Source organism: Victivallis vadensis (assembly GCF_003096415.1).
Lineage (GTDB): Bacteria > Verrucomicrobiota > Lentisphaeria > Victivallales > Victivallaceae > Victivallis > Victivallis vadensis.
The window spans coordinates 24,116-41,950 of sequence record NZ_QEKH01000029.1 but is presented as its reverse complement, the minus strand read 5'-3'; the positions used below and the strand labels follow the sequence as shown (position 1 = coordinate 41,950).

The 17,835-nt window shown below is 60.4% G+C and carries 12 protein-coding genes and 1 riboswitch; of the genes, 4 read left to right on the top strand and 8 right to left on the bottom strand.

Annotated features, from left to right (window positions below; translation table 11 throughout):
- Positions 1-21 precede the first annotated feature (21 nt).
- Positions 22-102, bottom strand: a riboswitch (adenosylcobalamin-variant (AdoCbl-variant) riboswitch).
- A gap of 56 nt (positions 103-158) precedes the next feature.
- Together C8D82_RS15700 and C8D82_RS15695 are read right to left on the bottom strand one after the other, a co-directional pair.
- A complete protein-coding gene (locus tag C8D82_RS15700) occupies positions 159-1,100 on the bottom strand; it encodes a type II secretion system protein (RefSeq protein WP_116885238.1) in 942 nt (313 codons plus the stop codon).
- Between the two features lie 41 nt (positions 1,101-1,141).
- On the bottom strand, positions 1,142-2,638 hold the full coding sequence (locus tag C8D82_RS15695) for a hypothetical protein (RefSeq protein ID WP_116885237.1): 1,497 nt from the start codon (positions 2,636-2,638) through the stop codon (positions 1,142-1,144).
- A gap of 295 nt (positions 2,639-2,933) precedes the next feature.
- On the opposite strand from C8D82_RS15695, the gene C8D82_RS15690 reads away from it, so the two are divergent.
- Complete coding sequence (locus C8D82_RS15690; RefSeq protein ID WP_116885236.1) at positions 2,934-4,922, top strand: hypothetical protein; 1,989 nt, start codon at positions 2,934-2,936, stop codon at positions 4,920-4,922.
- A gap of 88 nt (positions 4,923-5,010) precedes the next feature.
- Here the strand turns inward: C8D82_RS15690 and C8D82_RS15685 are convergent, their stop codons facing one another.
- From C8D82_RS15685 to C8D82_RS15670, 4 genes are all read right to left on the bottom strand, one after another.
- Positions 5,011-6,966: a hypothetical protein gene (locus C8D82_RS15685; RefSeq protein WP_116885235.1), complete on the bottom strand. Its 1,956-nt coding sequence runs from the start codon at positions 6,964-6,966 to the stop codon at positions 5,011-5,013.
- 220 nt (positions 6,967-7,186) lie between these two features.
- Positions 7,187-8,299 carry a hypothetical protein gene (locus C8D82_RS15680; RefSeq protein ID WP_116885234.1) on the bottom strand — a complete coding sequence of 371 codons (1,113 nt, stop codon included), beginning with the start codon at positions 8,297-8,299 and terminating at the stop codon, positions 7,187-7,189.
- Positions 8,300-8,318: 19 nt separating this feature from the next.
- Entirely contained in the window at positions 8,319-9,008 is a 690-nt protein-coding gene (locus tag C8D82_RS22370) for a DUF1559 family PulG-like putative transporter (protein WP_207776154.1), read from the bottom strand.
- Between the two features lie 516 nt (positions 9,009-9,524).
- Positions 9,525-10,637, bottom strand: coding sequence for a LacI family DNA-binding transcriptional regulator (locus C8D82_RS15670; protein ID WP_116885232.1), 1,113 nt, complete (start codon positions 10,635-10,637; stop codon positions 9,525-9,527).
- A 301-nt stretch (positions 10,638-10,938) separates the two neighbouring features.
- Between C8D82_RS15670 and gcvH the strand changes: the two genes are divergently transcribed.
- Positions 10,939-11,313, top strand: coding sequence for a glycine cleavage system protein GcvH (gene gcvH, locus C8D82_RS15665; protein ID WP_116885231.1), 375 nt, complete (start codon positions 10,939-10,941; stop codon positions 11,311-11,313).
- A gap of 1,163 nt (positions 11,314-12,476) precedes the next feature.
- Here the strand turns inward: gcvH and C8D82_RS15660 are convergent.
- The gene (locus tag C8D82_RS15660; RefSeq protein WP_116885230.1) at positions 12,477-13,778 is read right to left on the bottom strand and encodes an MFS transporter; all 1,302 of its coding nucleotides are present in this window, start codon (positions 13,776-13,778) and stop codon (positions 12,477-12,479) included.
- A gap of 297 nt (positions 13,779-14,075) precedes the next feature.
- Between C8D82_RS15660 and C8D82_RS15655 the strand changes: the two genes are divergently transcribed.
- A complete protein-coding gene (locus tag C8D82_RS15655) occupies positions 14,076-15,170 on the top strand; it encodes an RNA ligase RtcB family protein (protein WP_207776153.1) in 1,095 nt (364 codons plus the stop codon).
- Between the two features lies 1 nt (position 15,171).
- The gene (gene prfH / locus C8D82_RS15650) at positions 15,172-15,786 is read left to right on the top strand and encodes a peptide chain release factor H (protein ID WP_116885229.1); all 615 of its coding nucleotides are present in this window, start codon (positions 15,172-15,174) and stop codon (positions 15,784-15,786) included.
- Between the two features lie 679 nt (positions 15,787-16,465).
- Here the strand turns inward: prfH and C8D82_RS15645 are convergent.
- Complete coding sequence (locus C8D82_RS15645; RefSeq protein ID WP_165833123.1) at positions 16,466-17,824, bottom strand: monomeric [FeFe] hydrogenase; 1,359 nt, start codon at positions 17,822-17,824, stop codon at positions 16,466-16,468.
- Between the last annotated feature and the right edge of the window lie 11 nt (positions 17,825-17,835).

Sequence of the window (17,835 nt, the reverse complement as noted above, 5' to 3'; positions counted from 1 at the left end):
CCGGAATCGGTTGAAAATTCGACCTCAGCGCGGGATCCGACTATACGGTTGCGCGACAGCCACGGAATTTCACCATGATTCACCTGCTGTGGTCCTTGAGGACTTATAATATACTGCCGGAACCCGGTTTTACAAAGGAAAAATGCCGGAAAAAACGCTCAATCCGCCGGATCGATCCGGTCGCTGCGCCGCATCGGGTTGTAGAAGTCCTCGTCCTCGGCGCCGAGCCAGCCGATTTTATCCGATTTGCCGGGTTCCGGATTCAGGCTGCCGACCGGTTCGGAAGAACTGTGCCCGTCCAGCCACGCAATACCGGCCATCCCGCCGTGACGGAAGTGGGTGGAACCGTATCTGGTGCGGTCCCCGTCCGGATGCACTTTGGGGTCGAGGTAGGGCGAATAAGCCAGCGGCTTGGTGTTGGTCCTGCCGTGGTTGGCGCAGTCCGCAAAGGCGGCGGTCGTCGAAACCGCCCGCATCGTGGAACGCTTGAACGTGACCGGCGGCGAGGAACTGCTGCCGTGGCGTCCGAGCCACTTGCCGTTATAGCCGTAGCCGCCCCCCTTCACATGGGTTGGATCGCCTTCGAGAACCGCCCCCGGACAGACGGTCAGGTATTTCGCGTTGCCGTAGTAGGGGCCGAGCAGCGGGCTGGTCGTCAGGTCGAAGTATTCGGAGTCGAGTTTCTCGCCCAGCCAGTAGTCCCCGGCGCCCGCCATCCCGGTACTGGTGGTGTAGGGCACGAAAAGGTCGTCGTGATCGTCGGCGTACAGTTGGTTTGCGGTGCCGATCTGTTTCAGGTTGCCGAGGCACTTGATCCCTTTCGCCTTTTCGCGGGCCTGGTTCAGCGCGGGCAGCAGCATCCCCGCCAGAACCGCGATGATCGCCACGACCACGAGCAGCTCAATGAGGGTGAACGGCCTCGAACGGCGGTATGCGGGGGGCGTGTCCGCCTCGTGCCGCGCTCCCCGCGTCCGGCAAGGCGCCGCCGCCGGGTTGGGGACGGTGCGGTACGGGGGCGTGGTCGGTCGACGGTGGAAAGAGGATTCGCATGCCAACCTGCCGCCCGCAGAGCGTTGAACGGAGCCTGACTGGCGTTTCATGATGTTTTGTTTCGCCGCCCTCTGGAGCCGTTGATTGAGGGTTATGCTTCCTGCGGGGAGTTGTCGTCGCGGCCCGTGTAGAAATCGCGGGCGAAATCGATCGCGATCAGAAGCAGGTTGAAGAGAACCCAGATTCCGAATGTGAATACGATCAGCTTCAGCGGGGAGACCAGACGGGCCTTCAGCAGCGAAACCTGGCTGGTCGGGCTGTAGAACTCAAGATTGGAGAGATAGTCCCTGGTGAGCAGCTGCTTGAAGCTGCTGATCTTGGCGCTGGTGGCGATCAGGTTGTTCACCATCTTCACAAACTCCTGATTGAACAGCTCGACATTACCCGCGGTGTTCTTGGAGCGTTCCAGATCGCTGAGCATCTGCTGGTAATACTGCAGCCGGGCCTGAAGGCGGGCGATATCCTGACCGATGGTTACATTCAGGTCGGCCAGCTTCCGGCGGGTCTCGTTGCTGGCGTCGCTGCGCACCAGATCGGCAATCTGAGTGAAGACGGTCGAATCAAGGCTGATCTGCTGGGGGCCTCCGTCCGCTTTGGCCGCAGCTGCGCTCCGGGAAGGCGCCTGCACAATGGAAAGCGATTTGCCGATGCTGTCGTATTGCGCCCGGCGCGAAGTAAGCTCCTGCTCCAGATACTGAATCTGGCTCTTGATGAAATAAAGGTCGAGATCGCTGCGCAGATTGCTGCTGGTCAGTATCATCTGGCGCAGCAGGTCAAGCTGATATTTGCGGATGCACTGCAGCGATTCGACCAGATCGCTGAGATATTCGCCGGAGGCGAGGCTGATGTTGCGGTTTTCCAGCAGCGGCTGCAGGGTGCCGCACAGCTTCAGCAGCTGATCGTTGTAGTAGGTGGCGCGGTCGAGCGCGATCAGGCGGCTGGTCTGAAGTTCGGTGCGCAGTTTCTTTTCAAAATTGGTGTCGAAGTCGGTCTGCGGGAGCTTGTCGCCTTCCATCTTCCGGTACAGGGTCATCCAGGTCTGCGGGATGGCGGCGAGAATCTGGACGGATTTCTCATTGGTCAGGTGGATGCTCGGCTCCATATTGATCCGGTAAGTCGATTTGTCCAGTGCCGCCAATTTCTTATTATAAGAGGCTTCCAGCCGGTTGAGATCGACGACGGAGAGGTTGCGTTTGGCCAACTTCTGGTCGAAGTCGGCATCCAGCAGCGCCAGTTTCCGGGAATAGCTGACGATGGAGAACAGATTCTGGAACTTGTCGAACGGAATGACCGAGGCGAGGTTCTGATCGGTGTAGACCTGCTTGAGCACTGCCGGACTGATGATATCGAGCTGGTTGAAGGTCTTGCCGCTCGGATAGGTGATGGTGCTGCCGTTGTTGGTACTGTTGAGCTGAATGCGGATTTTCTGGGAAAAGACCCGGTCGGAGGGCAACAATAACAATGCCAGCAGACAGATCAGGAACAGTACGCAGAAACTGATGATTGCCGTAAAGAGGATCCGGTGCCGCTTCCGCTTGAGGAAGTCGAAGATGTAAGCGGGAGTGATGAGCTTCTCTGTCTGTGCCAAAATGATACCTCAAAGTGTTTGCAATAGCCGTTGAAATACAAATTCGATATCCATTTAATATAACACCCGAACGGACTTTTGCAACCGGCGGGCCGGGATGGGGGCGGAGAAAAAAGCGCAATACGGCAGGGCGAGGAACGATTCAACTTGACTTGAGCCGCGAATGGCAATATATTGTAACGCGTCTGCAAATCATAACGCTGAAACGAAACGTTTAGGGGAAGGGACGGTTTCGCCGTCAGCCGGGAGGTGGTTTTTCATAAATGCCGCCGTTTCCCGGAATAAATAAGAAATTATGCTGAGCTTTTTCGAACATTATGCCGGACTGTTCATCTTTCCGGTGATGGCGCTGTTCCTGTCGCTGGTATTTACCGGCATCTGTATCCGGCTGCTGCCGAAACTCGGCTACATCGATAAACCGGGCGGCCGCCATATCCATGCCAAACCCATCCCGCGCGGCGGCGGGATTGCGGTGATTCTGGCGTTTTTCATCACTTTGTTCTTTTTCGCGCTGGACAGTAAACTGGCTGAAGGCGGCATGAAGCTGTTCGCGCGTCTGGCGGTTCCGGCAACGGTGCTGGGCATTCTGGGAATGCTGGATGACCGGTTTGAGCTGAAATCGATGGTCAAGCTGCTGGTGCAGATTCTGGTGGCCGGAATCATCTGGTTCAGCGGGGATGAATTGCGTTACGTGGTCTGCGGGATCGAGCTGCCGTGGTTCGTGTCATTGATTCTGTGCGCGGTGTGGGTGATCGGGATCATCAACGCCTTCAACCTGATCGATGGGCTGGACGGGCTGGCCGCCGGTTTGGCTATTGTTTCATCCTGTTGCATGGCGATCTGGTTCCTGATCGGCGGCGGGAATCCGGCCGGAGCGGTCTGCATGTTGATCATGGCCGGGGCCTGTCTCGGTTTTCTGCGGTACAATTTTCATCCGGCCAGAATTTTTCTCGGCGATACCGGGAGCACGTTCATCGGGCTGATTTTCGCGGTGATCGGGCTTTCCACCATTGACCGGGTGGTGACGTTCACCTCGCTTTTGCTGCCGCTGCTGGCGGTCGGCGTGCCGCTTTTCGACGTCTGTCTGGCGATCTGGCGGCGCAGTACGCGCAAGCTGCTGAATCCGGAGGCGGGCGGCATCATGGACGGCGACCAGGATCACCTGCACCACCGGCTGCTGCGGCAGACCCGCAAGCAGACCACGGTGGCGCTGATGATGTATCTGCTGGCCTGCCTCTTTTCCGCGGTGGCGCTGGCGTTCCTGCTGCTGCGGGATTCGGCTCCGGCGATCGCGTATATGATCCTGCTCGTGGCGGTGGTGATCTGCGTGCGCCGCCTGGCGGTGGTGGAGCTTTACGACTCGGCGGAGCTGATCAAGCGCGGTTTGTCGAAGCCGCACCGGGGGGTGCTGATGACGATGACGCATCCGTTCATCGACTTTCTGATCGTGACCTGTTCGGCGCTGGTCAGTTGCTTTTTCATGACCCGGACGCTGCCGACGTTCCAGTTGTTTTTGTTTTTCTTCGTGCCGGTGGCGGTGACACTGTGCTGCTCCAAGACCTACCGGGTCTACTGGCTGCGGGCCGGATTGTACAACTACTGGCATCTGGCGATCATGCTGGGGATGGGATCGGTGGTGTCGATTCTGTTGTTGTACGTGTTCAAATTCCCTTATCTGGTGAATGATTACGGCACGAATCACACCCGGTTCGTCAGCGGGGCGATGTTGTTCGTGTTGTTCAATATCGTACTGGTCGAGCTGGAGCGTTTCATGCTGAATTACGCGGAGAACTTCCTGTTCCGGAAACTCTATCTGCAATACCAGCCGGTGGACCGGGTGCTGAAAACGCTGGTGTACGGCGGAGGGCTGAACTGCCGGCTCTACATCGGTTATCTGTTTAGCCACGCGTGGGGAGAGCGGCCGGAGGAGCTGGTCGGGATGCTCGACGACGATCCGGCGCTGCAGGGCTTCTACGTCTACGGCGTCAAGGTGATGGGCGGCGTTCAGGATTTAGAGGAAATTTACCGGAAAACTCCGTTCGACAAGGTGATCATCGCCACCGACCTCGCTTCGCGGGAGAAGGTGGACCGCCTTTCCGCGTTCTGCCGGGAGCATAAGATCGAAATCACGAAGTTCTGTCTGGCGGAGAGCAGTGATCCTTCGATGTTCTGCCCGATTGCGGAACACCGGGATTTCGTGCCGGGCCAGATCGTGCCGTCGACCGCCGTTTCGGCAAGCGCTGCGGAACCGGCCTGTCTGAGCACGAAAAAGCCGGAGGCATAATTCCCTGACGCGAAGCGTCTTTAGAAAGCGGAGATGAATCTCCGCACTCCAAGGTTGCGTCGCTGCTTTTTTACGGCCGCGGTTTCTTTCAGTCGGTTGCGGTAAGTTCGATTTCATGCCAGCCGGCTGCCGGCAGTTCCCAGATTCCATTGCTGCGGCGGAGCGTCACGGTTTTGCCGGCGGCTTCGCGGGGACGGGTGATCCGTCCTGTCCAAAAGTCGCCGGAGAGGCCGGTCAGGGTGAAAACGCCGTCGTCAGCCTCCTTGCCCTGCGCGTCGAGGGTGGTGCGGCTCAGCAGCAGCGATTCGCTTTGCGTGAGGCTGCGGCCGTCGGCGCTGACCAGCAGGAAGGTCACGAAACCGGGCTGGCCCCGGTAACCGAGCACCGGCAGCGCGACGGAGCCGGATTCGCCGGATTCGCCGCCGAAACCGTTGGCGAACGGTGTTTTCACCAGCAGTTGACGCCGCTTCAAATCCCGGATGATTTCGCCGGTGTCGGAAACGAGCGGCTCCGGCGGGTTTTCCGTTGAAATCCTGTTCATCGCGGCGGCGTCGGCGGCGGGAGTTGGTTTGCCGAATACCTTATGGATGGCGTGGATGCTCTGCCAGCCGGGTTTGTAGCCGGTCCGGCCGCGCATCAGCCCGTGATAGTCGCGGACCGGCGGGATGTCGTCGAGGTGCCGGCGGACGGGGGAAGCACTGGGGCGGACCATGCCGTTTTTGAACAGCAGCCCGGCGGTGCGCAGGTGGTCGAGGGTCATGCCGTCTTCGACGAGGTTGCCGAGCGAGGAGACGCGCCCCTCGCGTCTGGCCCAGCCGTCGGAGCCGACCGCGCCGCCGCCGTGACACCAGGCGAACCAGACGATGCCGGACCACTCCTGAAACGCGGCGTTGGCGGCGGCGGCCAGCGGCAGCATCGCGCGTTTCCGCTTCTGGTCGTCGAGGTCGCGGCCTCCCTCGCTGTGGTTGAATTCGCCGAGGATATAGGGCTTGCCGGCGACTTTGGTGAGGGTTTTCTGATGGACGAAATCCTTCGGATCGAGGTAGACGCGCGGGTCGGCGTAACAGTGATCCTCGATGGAGCCGTTGAGTTCGGCGTTGAGGCGGGCGGCGGGTTCGCCTTCCCACAGGTTGGAAAAGAGGATGGAGCCGCGGTAGCCGCACTCGCGGATCACTTTCTCCAGCCGCCGGAAATAGCGGGTCTGGGCTTCGCGCATGAAATCGGCGCGCAGCCTGACCTGTTCCGGCGCTCTGACGGTGTAGAAGTCGCAGGGGGCTGTGCCGTGTTTTTTCAGGTAGGCCTCCCATTGGGCGGTGAGTTCACGGTGCTGGTACTCCGGCAGGCGGTTGTTGCAGATCACCACATAGTCGAGCGCAAATTCATTCAGGAGTTCGACGGTCAGCAGTTGCGGATCGTCGGCGAATTTGCGGCCGGAATAGGGATTGACCGCGGTGAGCAGCCGCCGGGCGTAGTTTTCGACCACGCGGGCGGCGCGTTCGTCGAAGAGCGGCATCATTTTGCGGGCGTCGATCGCCTCTTTCCAGTGGCGTCGGTTCATCTCCTCGACGGATTTCCGCCACGCGAGGTTGTCCGCTTCGCCGCCGTCGAGCACCTTCACGTCGTCCGGGCGGTAATGGCGGGTGTCGCCGACGGAAAGCAGCAGGTAAATGCCGTTTTTGCGCAGTTCGTTCGTCAGGAAAAAGAACCGGTCCCACGCTTCGGGGGCGGGGGTCATCGAATCGCTGCGGTAATCCATCAGCGCGCCGCTGGCCATGCCGGGATTCCAGTCGCCGGAAGGACGCAGCATGTGGTGGGGGCGGGCGCAGTTGATGCCGAGCGACGCGAGGTTTTTCGCGGTCGCCGCCGCCGTCGGGCGGTCCGGGTAGAACGCGACGAGGTTGATGCCCCAGAGTTTCACGGGCTTGCCGGCGGGATCGACGAAATTGTCGCCCTGCGCCTTCAATGGAACCGGTTCCGCCGCCGCGGCGGCGAGCGTCGCGGCGAGCATCAGCCCGCCTAACAGATGGGTAGAGAAAATACGCATATCGTTGTTCCTTTCGCTGTTGTCTGTCAAAAATCCGGGTCATCGGGAAGCCATGCCGCTTTCGCGGCAGGCGGGTCTTGCGGCCTTACGGCCTCCAGACCTTGTGCGCTACGCGGCCTGATTTGCAATCAGGCTCCGGTAGCTGGGCGCAGTAGCGCACAAGTTACCTCCGGTGGCAAGGGCGCTTCGCCCCCCGGCCGCCGGAGGCAAAGTCCCGCGGTCAGCCGCGTGTGCGGTCAAGCAGCGGGGCGACGGGGGCGACGGCGACGTTGACCTGTTCGTTGAGCGTTGTCGTATAGGTGATGTAGCGGTCGGAAACGCTGAAATGCGGGTGCGGATGACAGTGGTAATTGCGTTTGATGTACGGAATTTTCGGCATCGCATTGACCAGAAATACCTCCTTCCCGTTGGTCAGGTCGGTGAAAAGTACGCTCATGTGGTCCCATTCTTCGCAGCAGATGTCGGTGGCGAGCAGCGTGTCGGTCCGGTCGGCGTGGGAGTGGGAGATTGGCAGCGGGGTGGGGCGGACGCGAATCAACTCATGAGTGTTCAGGTCCGCCTTGAAGGTGCCGTGGCCGTAGTGGACGAACCAGATGTATCTGCCGTCGGCGCTCCACCATTCGTGGCCGTGCATCGGAGTTTCCTCGCCGGGGAAGAAGGCGGCGGCCTTGCCGTTGCGGCGGATGGTCCAGATGCGCTGCGTATAGGGGATGGACTCGCCGGTCACGATGTCGTTGCAGCCGTCCTGACAGAACAGGATCACATCGGGATCGACGGGGGAGAACTGGGCATGGTTCGCGTAAAACGGAATCCGTTCCCAGATATTGCAGGGGCCGCCGTCGAGCGGCATTTCGCCGAGAAAGCACTCGCGGCCGAATCCGGCGTCGATGCAGATGGCGTCGCCTCTGGGGGAAAAGGTGATGTGGGTTGCGACGCGCACCGGATTGCGGCCCCGGACGATCTCATCCGGGAGGCGGTTCACATATTCCGGTCTGGCCTCCGGGTGCGGTGCGAGTTTCCACAGTTCGGTGCGGCTGAAGAACCAGACCTCTCCGGTCTCCGGCTTTACGGCGGGGGAGGCGTCGAGAAACTGAGTTTCCGGGAAGACGTGCATCCGGTCGGATTCAAAATCGAGCAGCCCGAGGCAGTAGGCCTTCGACGGCGGGTTTGCGCAGTAGAACCACAGGTAACGGCCATCCGCCGAAAAGCCGTCATTGACGAAATAGAACGACTGCTGGCAGGCGGCGACCCGTCCGGTCAGGATCAGGCTTGCGGCGCCGCTTGCCGGATCGCGCCGGCGGGTGAAGTTGCGGGAGGTTTCCGGGGTTTTCATACATTCTCCAGAGTTGTGTTTACGGAAGGCGCGGGACTTTCAGGCCCCAGTTGGCGTAAGTCGGGTCGAAGCGCCGGTCGATCATGCTTTGAACCGCTTCCGAACCGCCCGGTTCGGTGCAGAGATTGGAGTTGACGTACCGCAGGGTTTCGACGTGGCCGTCCCCCATGGTCATGACGGTGTTGGCGGAGTGCGGGGCCAGAACCGAGTTGGCGCCGTTGATGAAGCCGGTTTTTTTCTCGTGAATCCGCATGTTCTCGATCTTGGGGCCGTCGATGTAGTTGCATTCGCCGAAGAGCAGGAAACGCGAGGAGGTCCTGATCATTGAGTCCTTGACCGCCTTCTTGTACATGCCGTATCCGGCGCCGTAGGAACTGTTCGGGAGCTTGGTCCAGCCCTCGTCGACCCATGAACCGCGCGAATCGGTCGGGCAGAGGAAGATTCCCGGTCTGGTGGCTCCGGTGTAGGGATCGGTTCCCTGATAAGCGGTCATGAAATACCAGGCAAAACCCGGATTCACGCTGCCGTACGGATCGCTGGCGCCGTTGGCTCCCGGCACCGGAAAGCCGCCGGATTCATGTGCGTACATGCCGGAGTAGGTGCCGAGCTGTTTCATATTGTTGACGCAACTGCTCTGGCGGGCGGCATCGCGGGCTTTGTTCAGCGCCGGCAGCAGCATCGCGGCCAGAATCGCAATAATAGCAATCACTACGAGCAACTCGATAAGCGTAAATTTTGCGGTGGTCGGCCTTAAACGGCGGAATACGGGGGGCGTGTCCGCCGCCCCCCGCGCCCCCTGCGTCCGGCAAGGTGCCGGTGCCGGGTACGGGACGGTCGACAGGCGGAGCAGCGGTCGCTCGGCGGAGAAAGAAGATCCGCAATAACGTGAAGTTGCCTTCCCGCTTTTCTGCGGAAAGGCAACTTCACGTTTTTGCTCCGACTTGCCGCTTGCAGAGCATTGGCAGAGACGTGAGGGCTTGCGGAGGATAAAAGAAATGTTCAGATTGGTTGGTACGGGGAGAGACGCGGCGCAAGTCGCCGCTTTCTCTCCCCCGAACCCCTCTCTTTTACGCCGAGCGGTATATGGAAAGAGATTGTATATTTGACAAGTTTTAATAACCGGCAATTCAATTAAGGTAAAGAAGCTATGTCTCATTTCTGCATTCCTCCGTTATTGTTGAATATGGGGCAGGCTGAAATTCGGATGCGCAGGGAACCGGGAGTTTCAAGCTGTGATGACGGACGGTGCGGCAGTCTCCTTGACGTTTGGATTGAGAACCAGTTGACAGGGGATGAATTCCTGACGGATGGAGCCGGGTGGTGATTCGAGCAGGATTTCCATCGCCCGGCGGCCGATTTCCACAAACGGCTGGCGCATTGCGGCGAATCCGAAAGGTTCCTGGTCGTTCGGGGCGTCGAAGCCGACCACCGTGATCTCCTCCGGAACGCGGAAACCGAGCCGGGCAAGCTCATCCGCGGCATTGCGCGCGAGAATGCTGTGCGTACACAACAGCACCTCCGGCAAGTTTGAGCGGGAATGGAACATCCGGCGCACTTTTTCGCGTCCCTGTTCCGGCAGCGGCACATCGGCGATCTCCTGATGGAACGCCGCTTCAAACGGCAGCCCGAGCGCGGCCAGCTCGTCGGTGACGCCCTGATAACGCTGGTCGGAGGTGTAAACGCCGCCGAATACCCGGAGACTGCCGAAGCGGCGGAAACCCTGTCCGGCCAAGGTCCGGACCAGCAGCCGCATCCCGTGGTAACCGTCGCTTCCGACGAAATTTCCGCGGATGATTCCGCCCCGCGCCACCGGCGTGTCAATCGTCACATAGGGAATCCGACCGGCTTCAAACAGATCGAGGATTTCACTGTTGACCCGATAGTAATCCGATACAACCAGGGGACTGAAGATCACGCCCGCCAGCGGTCTGGTTTTCAGCTTTTCCACCACGGCAAGGGCTTTTTCGGAACTCTGGGCCAGATTGAAAAAACTCAGGTCGCAGTCAGCGGCGAAGGCGGCCTGTTCCAGCCCTTCGAGCAGACGCCCGTACATGGAGTGGCGTCCCGGCATGGACGGCACCACGAATGCCGCCAGCCGATGCGGATGCCGCGGCTGAAGCGGATTGTGCTCCGCCACGAAGCAGCCGATCTTCCGGCGCAGTTCGACCACGCCGGTTTCGGCCAGTTCGCGCAGGGCGCTGCGAACCGTGCCGCGCGCCACGGCCAGCTCATCGGCCAGTTCCAGCTCCGTCGGCAGCCGGGAGCCCGCCGTATAGCGGCCGGAAGTGATCTGCTCGCGGATCGCTTCGATGACTTTCCGACGCGGACTTGTAGACATGACAATCTCCGATTTGTACAATCTTGTTCAATTCTAGCCATATTATGAATCATTTTTGTTCAAAAAGCAAGAGCAAATCGGAAAAATATCGGATTTTCTTGGCTGTTACCGGTCCAGGCGGAAGAAAGGCGGCTGATGGAAGTTTTCCATTTCAGGCTGCTGAAAACAAGAAAAAATATGATATTTTATGGATGAGAGCTTGAAATTTATTAGTTTTGTGGTCAATTACTGCCGGAACACGTTAATTGATTTTTACCCGTATCAACAGGGTCATGAAAAGCTAAATGAGGATATTTACGGAATGAAATATTATTCAGAGGATCATGAATGGGTGGAGATCGTCGGTGATGAGGCGACGGTCGGTATTTCCGAATACGCAGTCGATGAACTCGGCGACATCACCTACGTCGAACTGCCGGAGGAAGAGGACGACTTCATCATCGGCGACCGGCTCGGCGAAGTGGAATCGGTGAATTCCTCCAGCGAAATCTATTCCCCGATCAGCGGGACCGTTTCGCAGGTCAACGAGGCGCTGGCCGACGAACCGGGCCTGATCAACGAATCCCCCGAAGACAAGGGCTGGCTCTGCCGCCTGACCAATTTCGACAGTTCCGAATTGGATGATATGATGAACGAAGACGCCTATCAGAAATACCTGCGCAAGCTCCGCCGCTGATTGTTTCATCCTGATTTTCGATGTACGAATCCGCCGCCCCGATCTCAGGGCGGCTGTTTTTATTTTCAGATTCCCGCGACGCGAAGCGTCTTTGGAGTGCGTCGCCGGAAGGCTTGCTCCCGCGACGCGAAGCGTCTTTGGAGTGCGGAGATTCATCTCCGCTTTCAAATCGTACATGAGTTTTATATTCGACTTTGCATTGCACCAAGAACAGGCAGAGCTGCCCGGAGGGTAACAACTTTTGAGTGCAAGCACAGGCGAAACTGCCCGGAGGGTAGCGAGCACCGCGCTTTCGGCCTGCGGATGGCTCCGGGGGACGTCGCGCACGTCCCCCGGACCCCCTCGCCGATGGCGGAGGCTGGTCTGTTTGCGGAGCACTTCCGCTCGCGGGCGCGGCTTCGCCGCTTACTTGTCCGCCTGCGGCGGCCAACTCCTCACCGTTCGCTACGCTCACTACGCCGGAGGGGCTTCGCTCACTACGTTCGGCTTCGTCACTATCGTTCCTCGTTACTTGCCAGAGGCAAGTAATTCCCTCACATTCGTTCGCGGCGCTGACCGCGCTTGTTGTGCGCCGCGTAAGTGGTGATGCAGCCTTATTTATGTACTGTATAAGTGGTGATACAGACCGACCGATGCCTTGCCTGTACTAGTTGCCCGCCCGCCCCCCGGAGGGGCATTGGCGTGCGTACCCGGCGGCGGCACCTTGCCGCCGTTCGCGGCGCTGACCGCGCTTGTTGTGCGCCGCGTAAGTGGTGATGCAGCCTTATTTATGTACTGTATAAGTGGTGATACAGACCGACCATGCTTTGCGCGTGCCAGCCGCCGCACGCCCCCCGGAGGGGCATTGGCGTGCGCACTCGGCGGCGGCACCTTGCCGCCCGCGCTTGTTGTGCGCCGCGTAAATGGCCTTGCAGCCTTATTTATGTACCGCATAAGTGACCTTGCAGCCTTATTTGTGCGCTGTGTAAATGGCGTTTTGGCCTTATTACACGCCGCACCAATGGTGATTCAGCCTTATCCATCAACCCGGTTTCGAGGTTTTTGCGCAGCAAAAACCTCGAAACCGTACCCGGCGCCGGCACCTTGCCGGTCTGGGGTTCCGGGGGCGAAGCGCTCCGGACCGCCGGAGGCAGGTGGCCGCTCCGGTAAAAGCGGGTAAAGCGTCAGCGGACGTCCTGCCAGCTTTTTGGGAGCCTGCGCTTTTCGGAGGGCAGGGGCGTGAGGCGGCTGATCAGCCAGATGCCGGGTGAGAGCAGCAGGGCGGCGACCAGGAAATAAACGCGGTAGCCGGCGAGCAGGTCGCCGGGATCGGTGATGCAGAGTTTCAGCAGAAACCCGGCGAGGATCATGCCGACGACTCCGGAGCAGGCCCCGGTGACGACCGACACGAACATCGAGGCGGCAACGCGGTTTTCGGGCGGTACGGTCTGCAGAAAGTAGTGGGTCACGGAGTTGTTCATGCTGACCATGGTTCCGCCGGCGAAGAAGAACGGCAGCGCCATGTAGAAGCCGTTGAGGGAGGAGGGGGCGACCAGCCAGAGCACTCCGATCGACAGCAGCAGGATGTAGCCGATCAGAATGGTTTTGCGCGGGCCGATCACGGCGGCGACTTTTCCGGAGAGGAACGACATCACGGCGCAGGCGGTGAACTGCACCAGCGCGAACATCAGCGCGTCGGTGTCGCTGACGCCGTAGCCCCGTTTCAGCGCAAGCATCGAAACCGGTACGAGCATGATCACGCCGAGGTTGACCATGAATCCGGCCATGATCTGCCGCCGGATGGTGACGGTGCCGAGGATGTTCTTCAATTCCGGCAGGATGGGACGGCGGGCGGAACGGCGGATGTTTTCGGTTTCGTCGATCCGGGCGAGGAAGCGCGACGAGGTGAAGCCGAGGCAGGCTCCGACCACCACGATACCGGTCAGGGTCCACAAACTGGGGCTGAGATGCAGCACGAAGCTGATGGTCAGCAGCGCGATCAGGCAGGAAACGTAGAACAGCCCGACGCTGACCGCGATTACCCGGGCGCGGTTGCGGTCGTCGGTGAAGTCGCCGATCAGCGGCTGGGACATCACCACTCCGGCGGCCCGGAAGCCGTAAAAGAAGAATGAACCGATCAGCAGCAGCGCCATCGCGGTTTTCATCATGCTGAAATAACCGAAGACCGATGCGGATGCGACCATCAGCGCCGCTCCGTTGCGGGCGACCCAGAAGTACGCCTGCGCCCGGGCCGCGCCGACCCGGGCGGTCATGATTTTGCCGAGCGGCAGCAGCAGGAAGCCGAAGTAGAGCATTGCGCCGAGGGTGGAGATGAAGTAGTCCGGGCAGCCGAGCTGCACCGCGAGCAGGATCAATACGGTTTCTCCGAGGCACATATAGGAGAGGCCGTTGATCACGTTGAACATGCAGTAGTTGTGTTGTGACGACGCCTGCCGCTCTGGGGAGAGCGCTTCCTTGAAAATCATGGTATGACATCCTGTTTTCCCTTTAATATAGCAGCCGGAAAAAGGTACGTCAATGCGGAAAAAATGTTTCCGCCGGAAAAACGGCTTGACACCACGCTGTCCGAATGGTATAGTAAAGCGGTTTTAACTTCAATGGAGGTGCATAATGTCGAACTTCACTTCAAAACTTGCGGGTCTTCCGATCGACTGAGCCGGTCTGCGGCGGTGTGCTTCTTTTGCCTCTTGCATTCTCCGGTCAGTGATCGGCGGGTTTCTGCTTTTTATTCACTGTAATTGTATTTCCGGAGAATTTCTATTTTGAATACACAGGACAAGATTGTCTTTTTTCATTCCGCCTCGACCTGGATGGAGGGGCGGGCCGTCGAACAGCTCAAACGCGCCGCGGAACTGCCCGGCATGATCGCCGCGGCGGGAATGCCGGACCTGCATCCGGGGCTTTCCGCTCCAGTGGGGGCGGCGCTGCTCAGCGAAGGCGTGATCTATCCCGAACTGGCGGGCGGGGACGTCGGCTGCGGCATCGCCCTCTTTCGCACCGGCCTCGCGGCCGGAAAATTCAAGGCGGCGAAACTGGAACGCCGGCTGCTCGCCCATCTTCCCGAAACGCCGGAGTATGAATTTCCGGCACAGTGGCCGGCGTGGCTGCGGCGTGACCTCGGCACGGCCGGGCGCGGCAACCATTTCGTCGAACTGACCGGTTTCGAGGAGGTGCGTGATCCGGTTCGGGCGGAAACGCTCGGAATCGACCGCAGGAACCTCTGGCTGCTGGTTCATTCGGGCAGCCGTGGGCACGGTCAGGCGCTGCTGGAACGGACGCCGAAAGGAGGCCTGGTTCCCGAAAGCGAACCGGGCCGGAAATATCTCGCCGCCCACGATCGGCTGCTGGAGTGGGCGAAGCTGAACCGCCGCCTGATCGCCGCCGGCTTCCTGGCGGCGGCGGGAGGGGAAGGGGAACTGGTTTCGGACAACTGCCATAACAGCATCCTGCCCGCTCCCGCCGGTTCCGGCTGGATTCACCGCAAGGGGACGGCGGCGACGGCGGAGGGAGCTCCTTTCGTGATCGCGGGCTCGCGCGGCACATTCAGCTATCTGGTTGAACCGGCGGGGGAGCAATCCCGCAACCTCTGGTCGGCGGCGCACGGGGCCGGACGCAAGTGGAACCGGCAGGGAACCCGTTCCCGGCTGGAAACGCGCTTCAAGCCGGAGAACCTGAAACGCACCCGGCTCGGCAGCGTGGTGGTCTGCTCCGACCGGCAGCTGCTCTATGAAGAGGCGCCCGAGGCGTATAAAAACATCGAAACGGTGGTGGACGACCTCGCCGCCGCCGGAGTGATCCGGGTGATCGGCGTGTTGAGGCCGGTGCTGACCTGGAAGAGTCCGAAGGAGGGGGAATGAGATGAAGCGGTTGTTTCTGGAAATCTCCTCCGGGCAGGGACCGGAGGAGTGCGAGCTTCTGGTCGCGAAACTGATGGTACGCCTGACTTCGGAGCTGCGGCGGGAGGTGCGCTTCCGCGAGGTGGCGTTGAATGGCAACCGGGAAAAGTCGCTGGTCAAATCGGTGCTGTTCGAGCTGGAAGGGGAGGGCGCGGCCGTGTCGGTCGCGCCGTGGCTGGGGACGATTCAGTGGATCGCCGCCAGTCCGTTCCGCCCCCATCACAAACGGCGCAACTGGTATGCCGGAATCCGGCTCTTTGAGGCGGAGCCGGAACTGGCGTTCGATCCGAACGACGTGGAGTTTTCGGCGTCGCGTTCAAGCGGGCCGGGCGGACAGCACGTGAATACCAGCAACACCCGGATTCAGGCGTTCCATCGTCCGACCGGCCAGTGCGCGGTTGCAGGCGAGGAACGCTCGCAGTTGCGCAACCGGGAGCTGGCGCTGGCGCGGCTGGCGGCGAAAGTGGCGACGCGCGGCAGCGCCGGTTCCGCCCGGCTCGGCCTGGAGGCATGGCGGGCGCACCGGGAGCTGGAACGCGGCAAGCCGGTCCGGGTGTTCCGGGAAGATGAACTGTAGAGGAGTCTGGAAACTGTCGAATTGCCGCTGATCTAAAGAGGGGAATCCGGCCCGCTTTGATTCATGAGAAACCGTTCTACCGGTTCCGGCGTAAGAATGATAAAGTTTCTGTCCGAGGCTCCGTATCAGCGGCATGATCACTTCCTCGTAGCATTTCAGCATGAGAAACCGTTCTACCGGTTCCGGCGTAAGAATGATAAAGTTTCTGTCCGAGGCTCCGTATCAGCGGCATGATCACTTCCTCGTAGCATTTCAGACGGTTCGGTAAAGAAGGTGGGAGGCCGGACACATTCCGATACCGGAAAGTCCAGTTCGCGTTCCGCCGGAATGATGCGCAGTTTCAGGCCCCTTTCACGACAGAGGGGTTCAAAACAGGCGAAGATTCCGGCCAGCCGTGATTTTTCTTCGGCTCGACTTGAAGTACCGCGATACAAAGGTATTGCAGGCTCTGGTCCTTCAGGAGCTGTTTCGCTTCCCGCCACGACGGCGGCGATTCGCGGTGGGGAAAGCCATGCCGCCTTCGCGGCAGGCAGGTCAGCCCGCCCTGCCGGGCGGCAGACCTTGTGTGCTACGCGGTCTGATTTTCAATCAGGCACCGGTAGCTGGGCGCATAGCGCACAACTGTCTCCGACGGGCAAGGGCGAAGCGCCCCCGGCCGCCGGAGGCTTCCTCAGCACCGCTAGCGGGCGAGGGAGCAGGGACCGCCGACGCAGCCGCCGGAGCAGGCCATGACTTCGACGAAGTTGCCGGGCAGTTTGCCCTTGGCGTACATCTTGAGCAGGTTCACCGATTTGCGGTCGAGGCCGTTGATGAACTTGCCGTCGATTTTCGGCAAGTTGGCATCGGGATTGTCGTGCCCCATCTGTTCGAGGATGGCTTCGCTGACGCCGCAACTGTGCGCGAAGTTCCGGGCAAAGACGGATGCGGGGCGTTCAAGCTGCTCGCCTTCAAGGGAAATCAGGTCGATTTCACGGGCGGCGAACAGCGCGCCGAGTTCTTCGAAGGTCATCACGAAGTCGGTATTCGGGTCGTTCTGGGCCTCGCGGCGCTTGGCGATGCACGGGCCGATGAAGACGGTCAGCGCATCCGGATATTTTTCGCGGGCGAGCTGCCCGGCGTAGCCCATTGGACTCGGCGTGGAGGAGACCATCGGCACGATGTCCGGGATGTGGCGTTTGGCGGCTTCCACCCAGGCCGGGCAGCAGCTGCTGGTCATCAGCCGGTCGCCGCGCTCCATGCGTTCGTAAAACTCTTCGGCTTCGTGCTCGGTGGTCATTTCGGCGCCGAGCGCGACTTCGAGGATTTCGGTGAAGCCGGCTTTGCGCAGGCCGGTGAAGAGCTGTTCGATGGTGCCGGGGAACTGGTCCGAAACCGAGGGGGCCACCATCGCGACGACCGGGCGGCCGCTTTTCATCGCGGTCAGGATGTTGGCGAGCTGCGAACGCTCCATGATCGCGCTGAACGGACAGGCGCGGAAGCACTTGCCGCAGTAGATGCAGTTCTTGAAATCGATGCGCACGCGGCCGTCCTCGCCCTTGCCGATCGCTCCGACCGGGCAGGCGTCTTCGCACGGCAGCGGATTGCGGATGATCGCGTGGTACGGGCAGACCGTCATGCACTTGCCGCAGTTGATGCACTTGGTGCGGTCGATGGTCGAACGCTGGTTGATCACCTGGATCGCCTGCTTCGGACAGACGCCGACGCAGGGACGGGCGAAGCAGCCGACGCAGCTGTTGCTGACCTGCACGTGGCTGTCGACGCAGCCGTGGCAGCCGACGGTGCAGACCGAAAGCACCGGGCCGGTGTGGTTGCGCCCCTCGACGGCGTCGGCCAGATACTCCTTGAGCTGGCGGGATTCGTCCTTCTCCTCCTCCATGCCGAAGCCCATCAGGGCCATCAGCCGGTATTTGAGCATGGCGCGGTCTTTGTAGACGCAGCAGCGGTTGGGCTCCTCCGTCCGCGGGCGCAGTTCAACCGGAATGCGGTCGATGGAATCGGCCAGCGTCCCGTCGAAAAACTCCCGGATGAATCGGATCATTAACTCTCTGC

Excerpts from the sequence above, each read along its gene's own strand:
- gcvH (WP_116885231.1), top strand. The coding sequence starts at position 10,939 with ATGAAATATTATTCAGAGGATCATGAATGGGTGGAGATCGTCGGTGAT.
- C8D82_RS15645 (WP_165833123.1), bottom strand. The coding sequence starts at position 17,824 with ATGATCCGATTCATCCGGGAGTTTTTCGACGGGACGCTGGCCGATTCC.
- C8D82_RS15690 (WP_116885236.1), top strand. The coding sequence starts at position 2,934 with ATGCTGAGCTTTTTCGAACATTATGCCGGACTGTTCATCTTTCCGGTG.
- C8D82_RS15670 (WP_116885232.1), bottom strand. The coding sequence starts at position 10,637 with ATGTCTACAAGTCCGCGTCGGAAAGTCATCGAAGCGATCCGCGAGCAG.
- prfH (WP_116885229.1), top strand. The coding sequence starts at position 15,172 with ATGAAGCGGTTGTTTCTGGAAATCTCCTCCGGGCAGGGACCGGAGGAG.
- C8D82_RS15660 (WP_116885230.1), bottom strand. The coding sequence starts at position 13,778 with ATGATTTTCAAGGAAGCGCTCTCCCCAGAGCGGCAGGCGTCGTCACAA.
- C8D82_RS15685 (WP_116885235.1), bottom strand. The coding sequence starts at position 6,966 with ATGCGTATTTTCTCTACCCATCTGTTAGGCGGGCTGATGCTCGCCGCG.
- C8D82_RS15680 (WP_116885234.1), bottom strand. The coding sequence starts at position 8,299 with ATGAAAACCCCGGAAACCTCCCGCAACTTCACCCGCCGGCGCGATCCG.
- C8D82_RS15700 (WP_116885238.1), bottom strand. The coding sequence starts at position 1,100 with ATGAAACGCCAGTCAGGCTCCGTTCAACGCTCTGCGGGCGGCAGGTTG.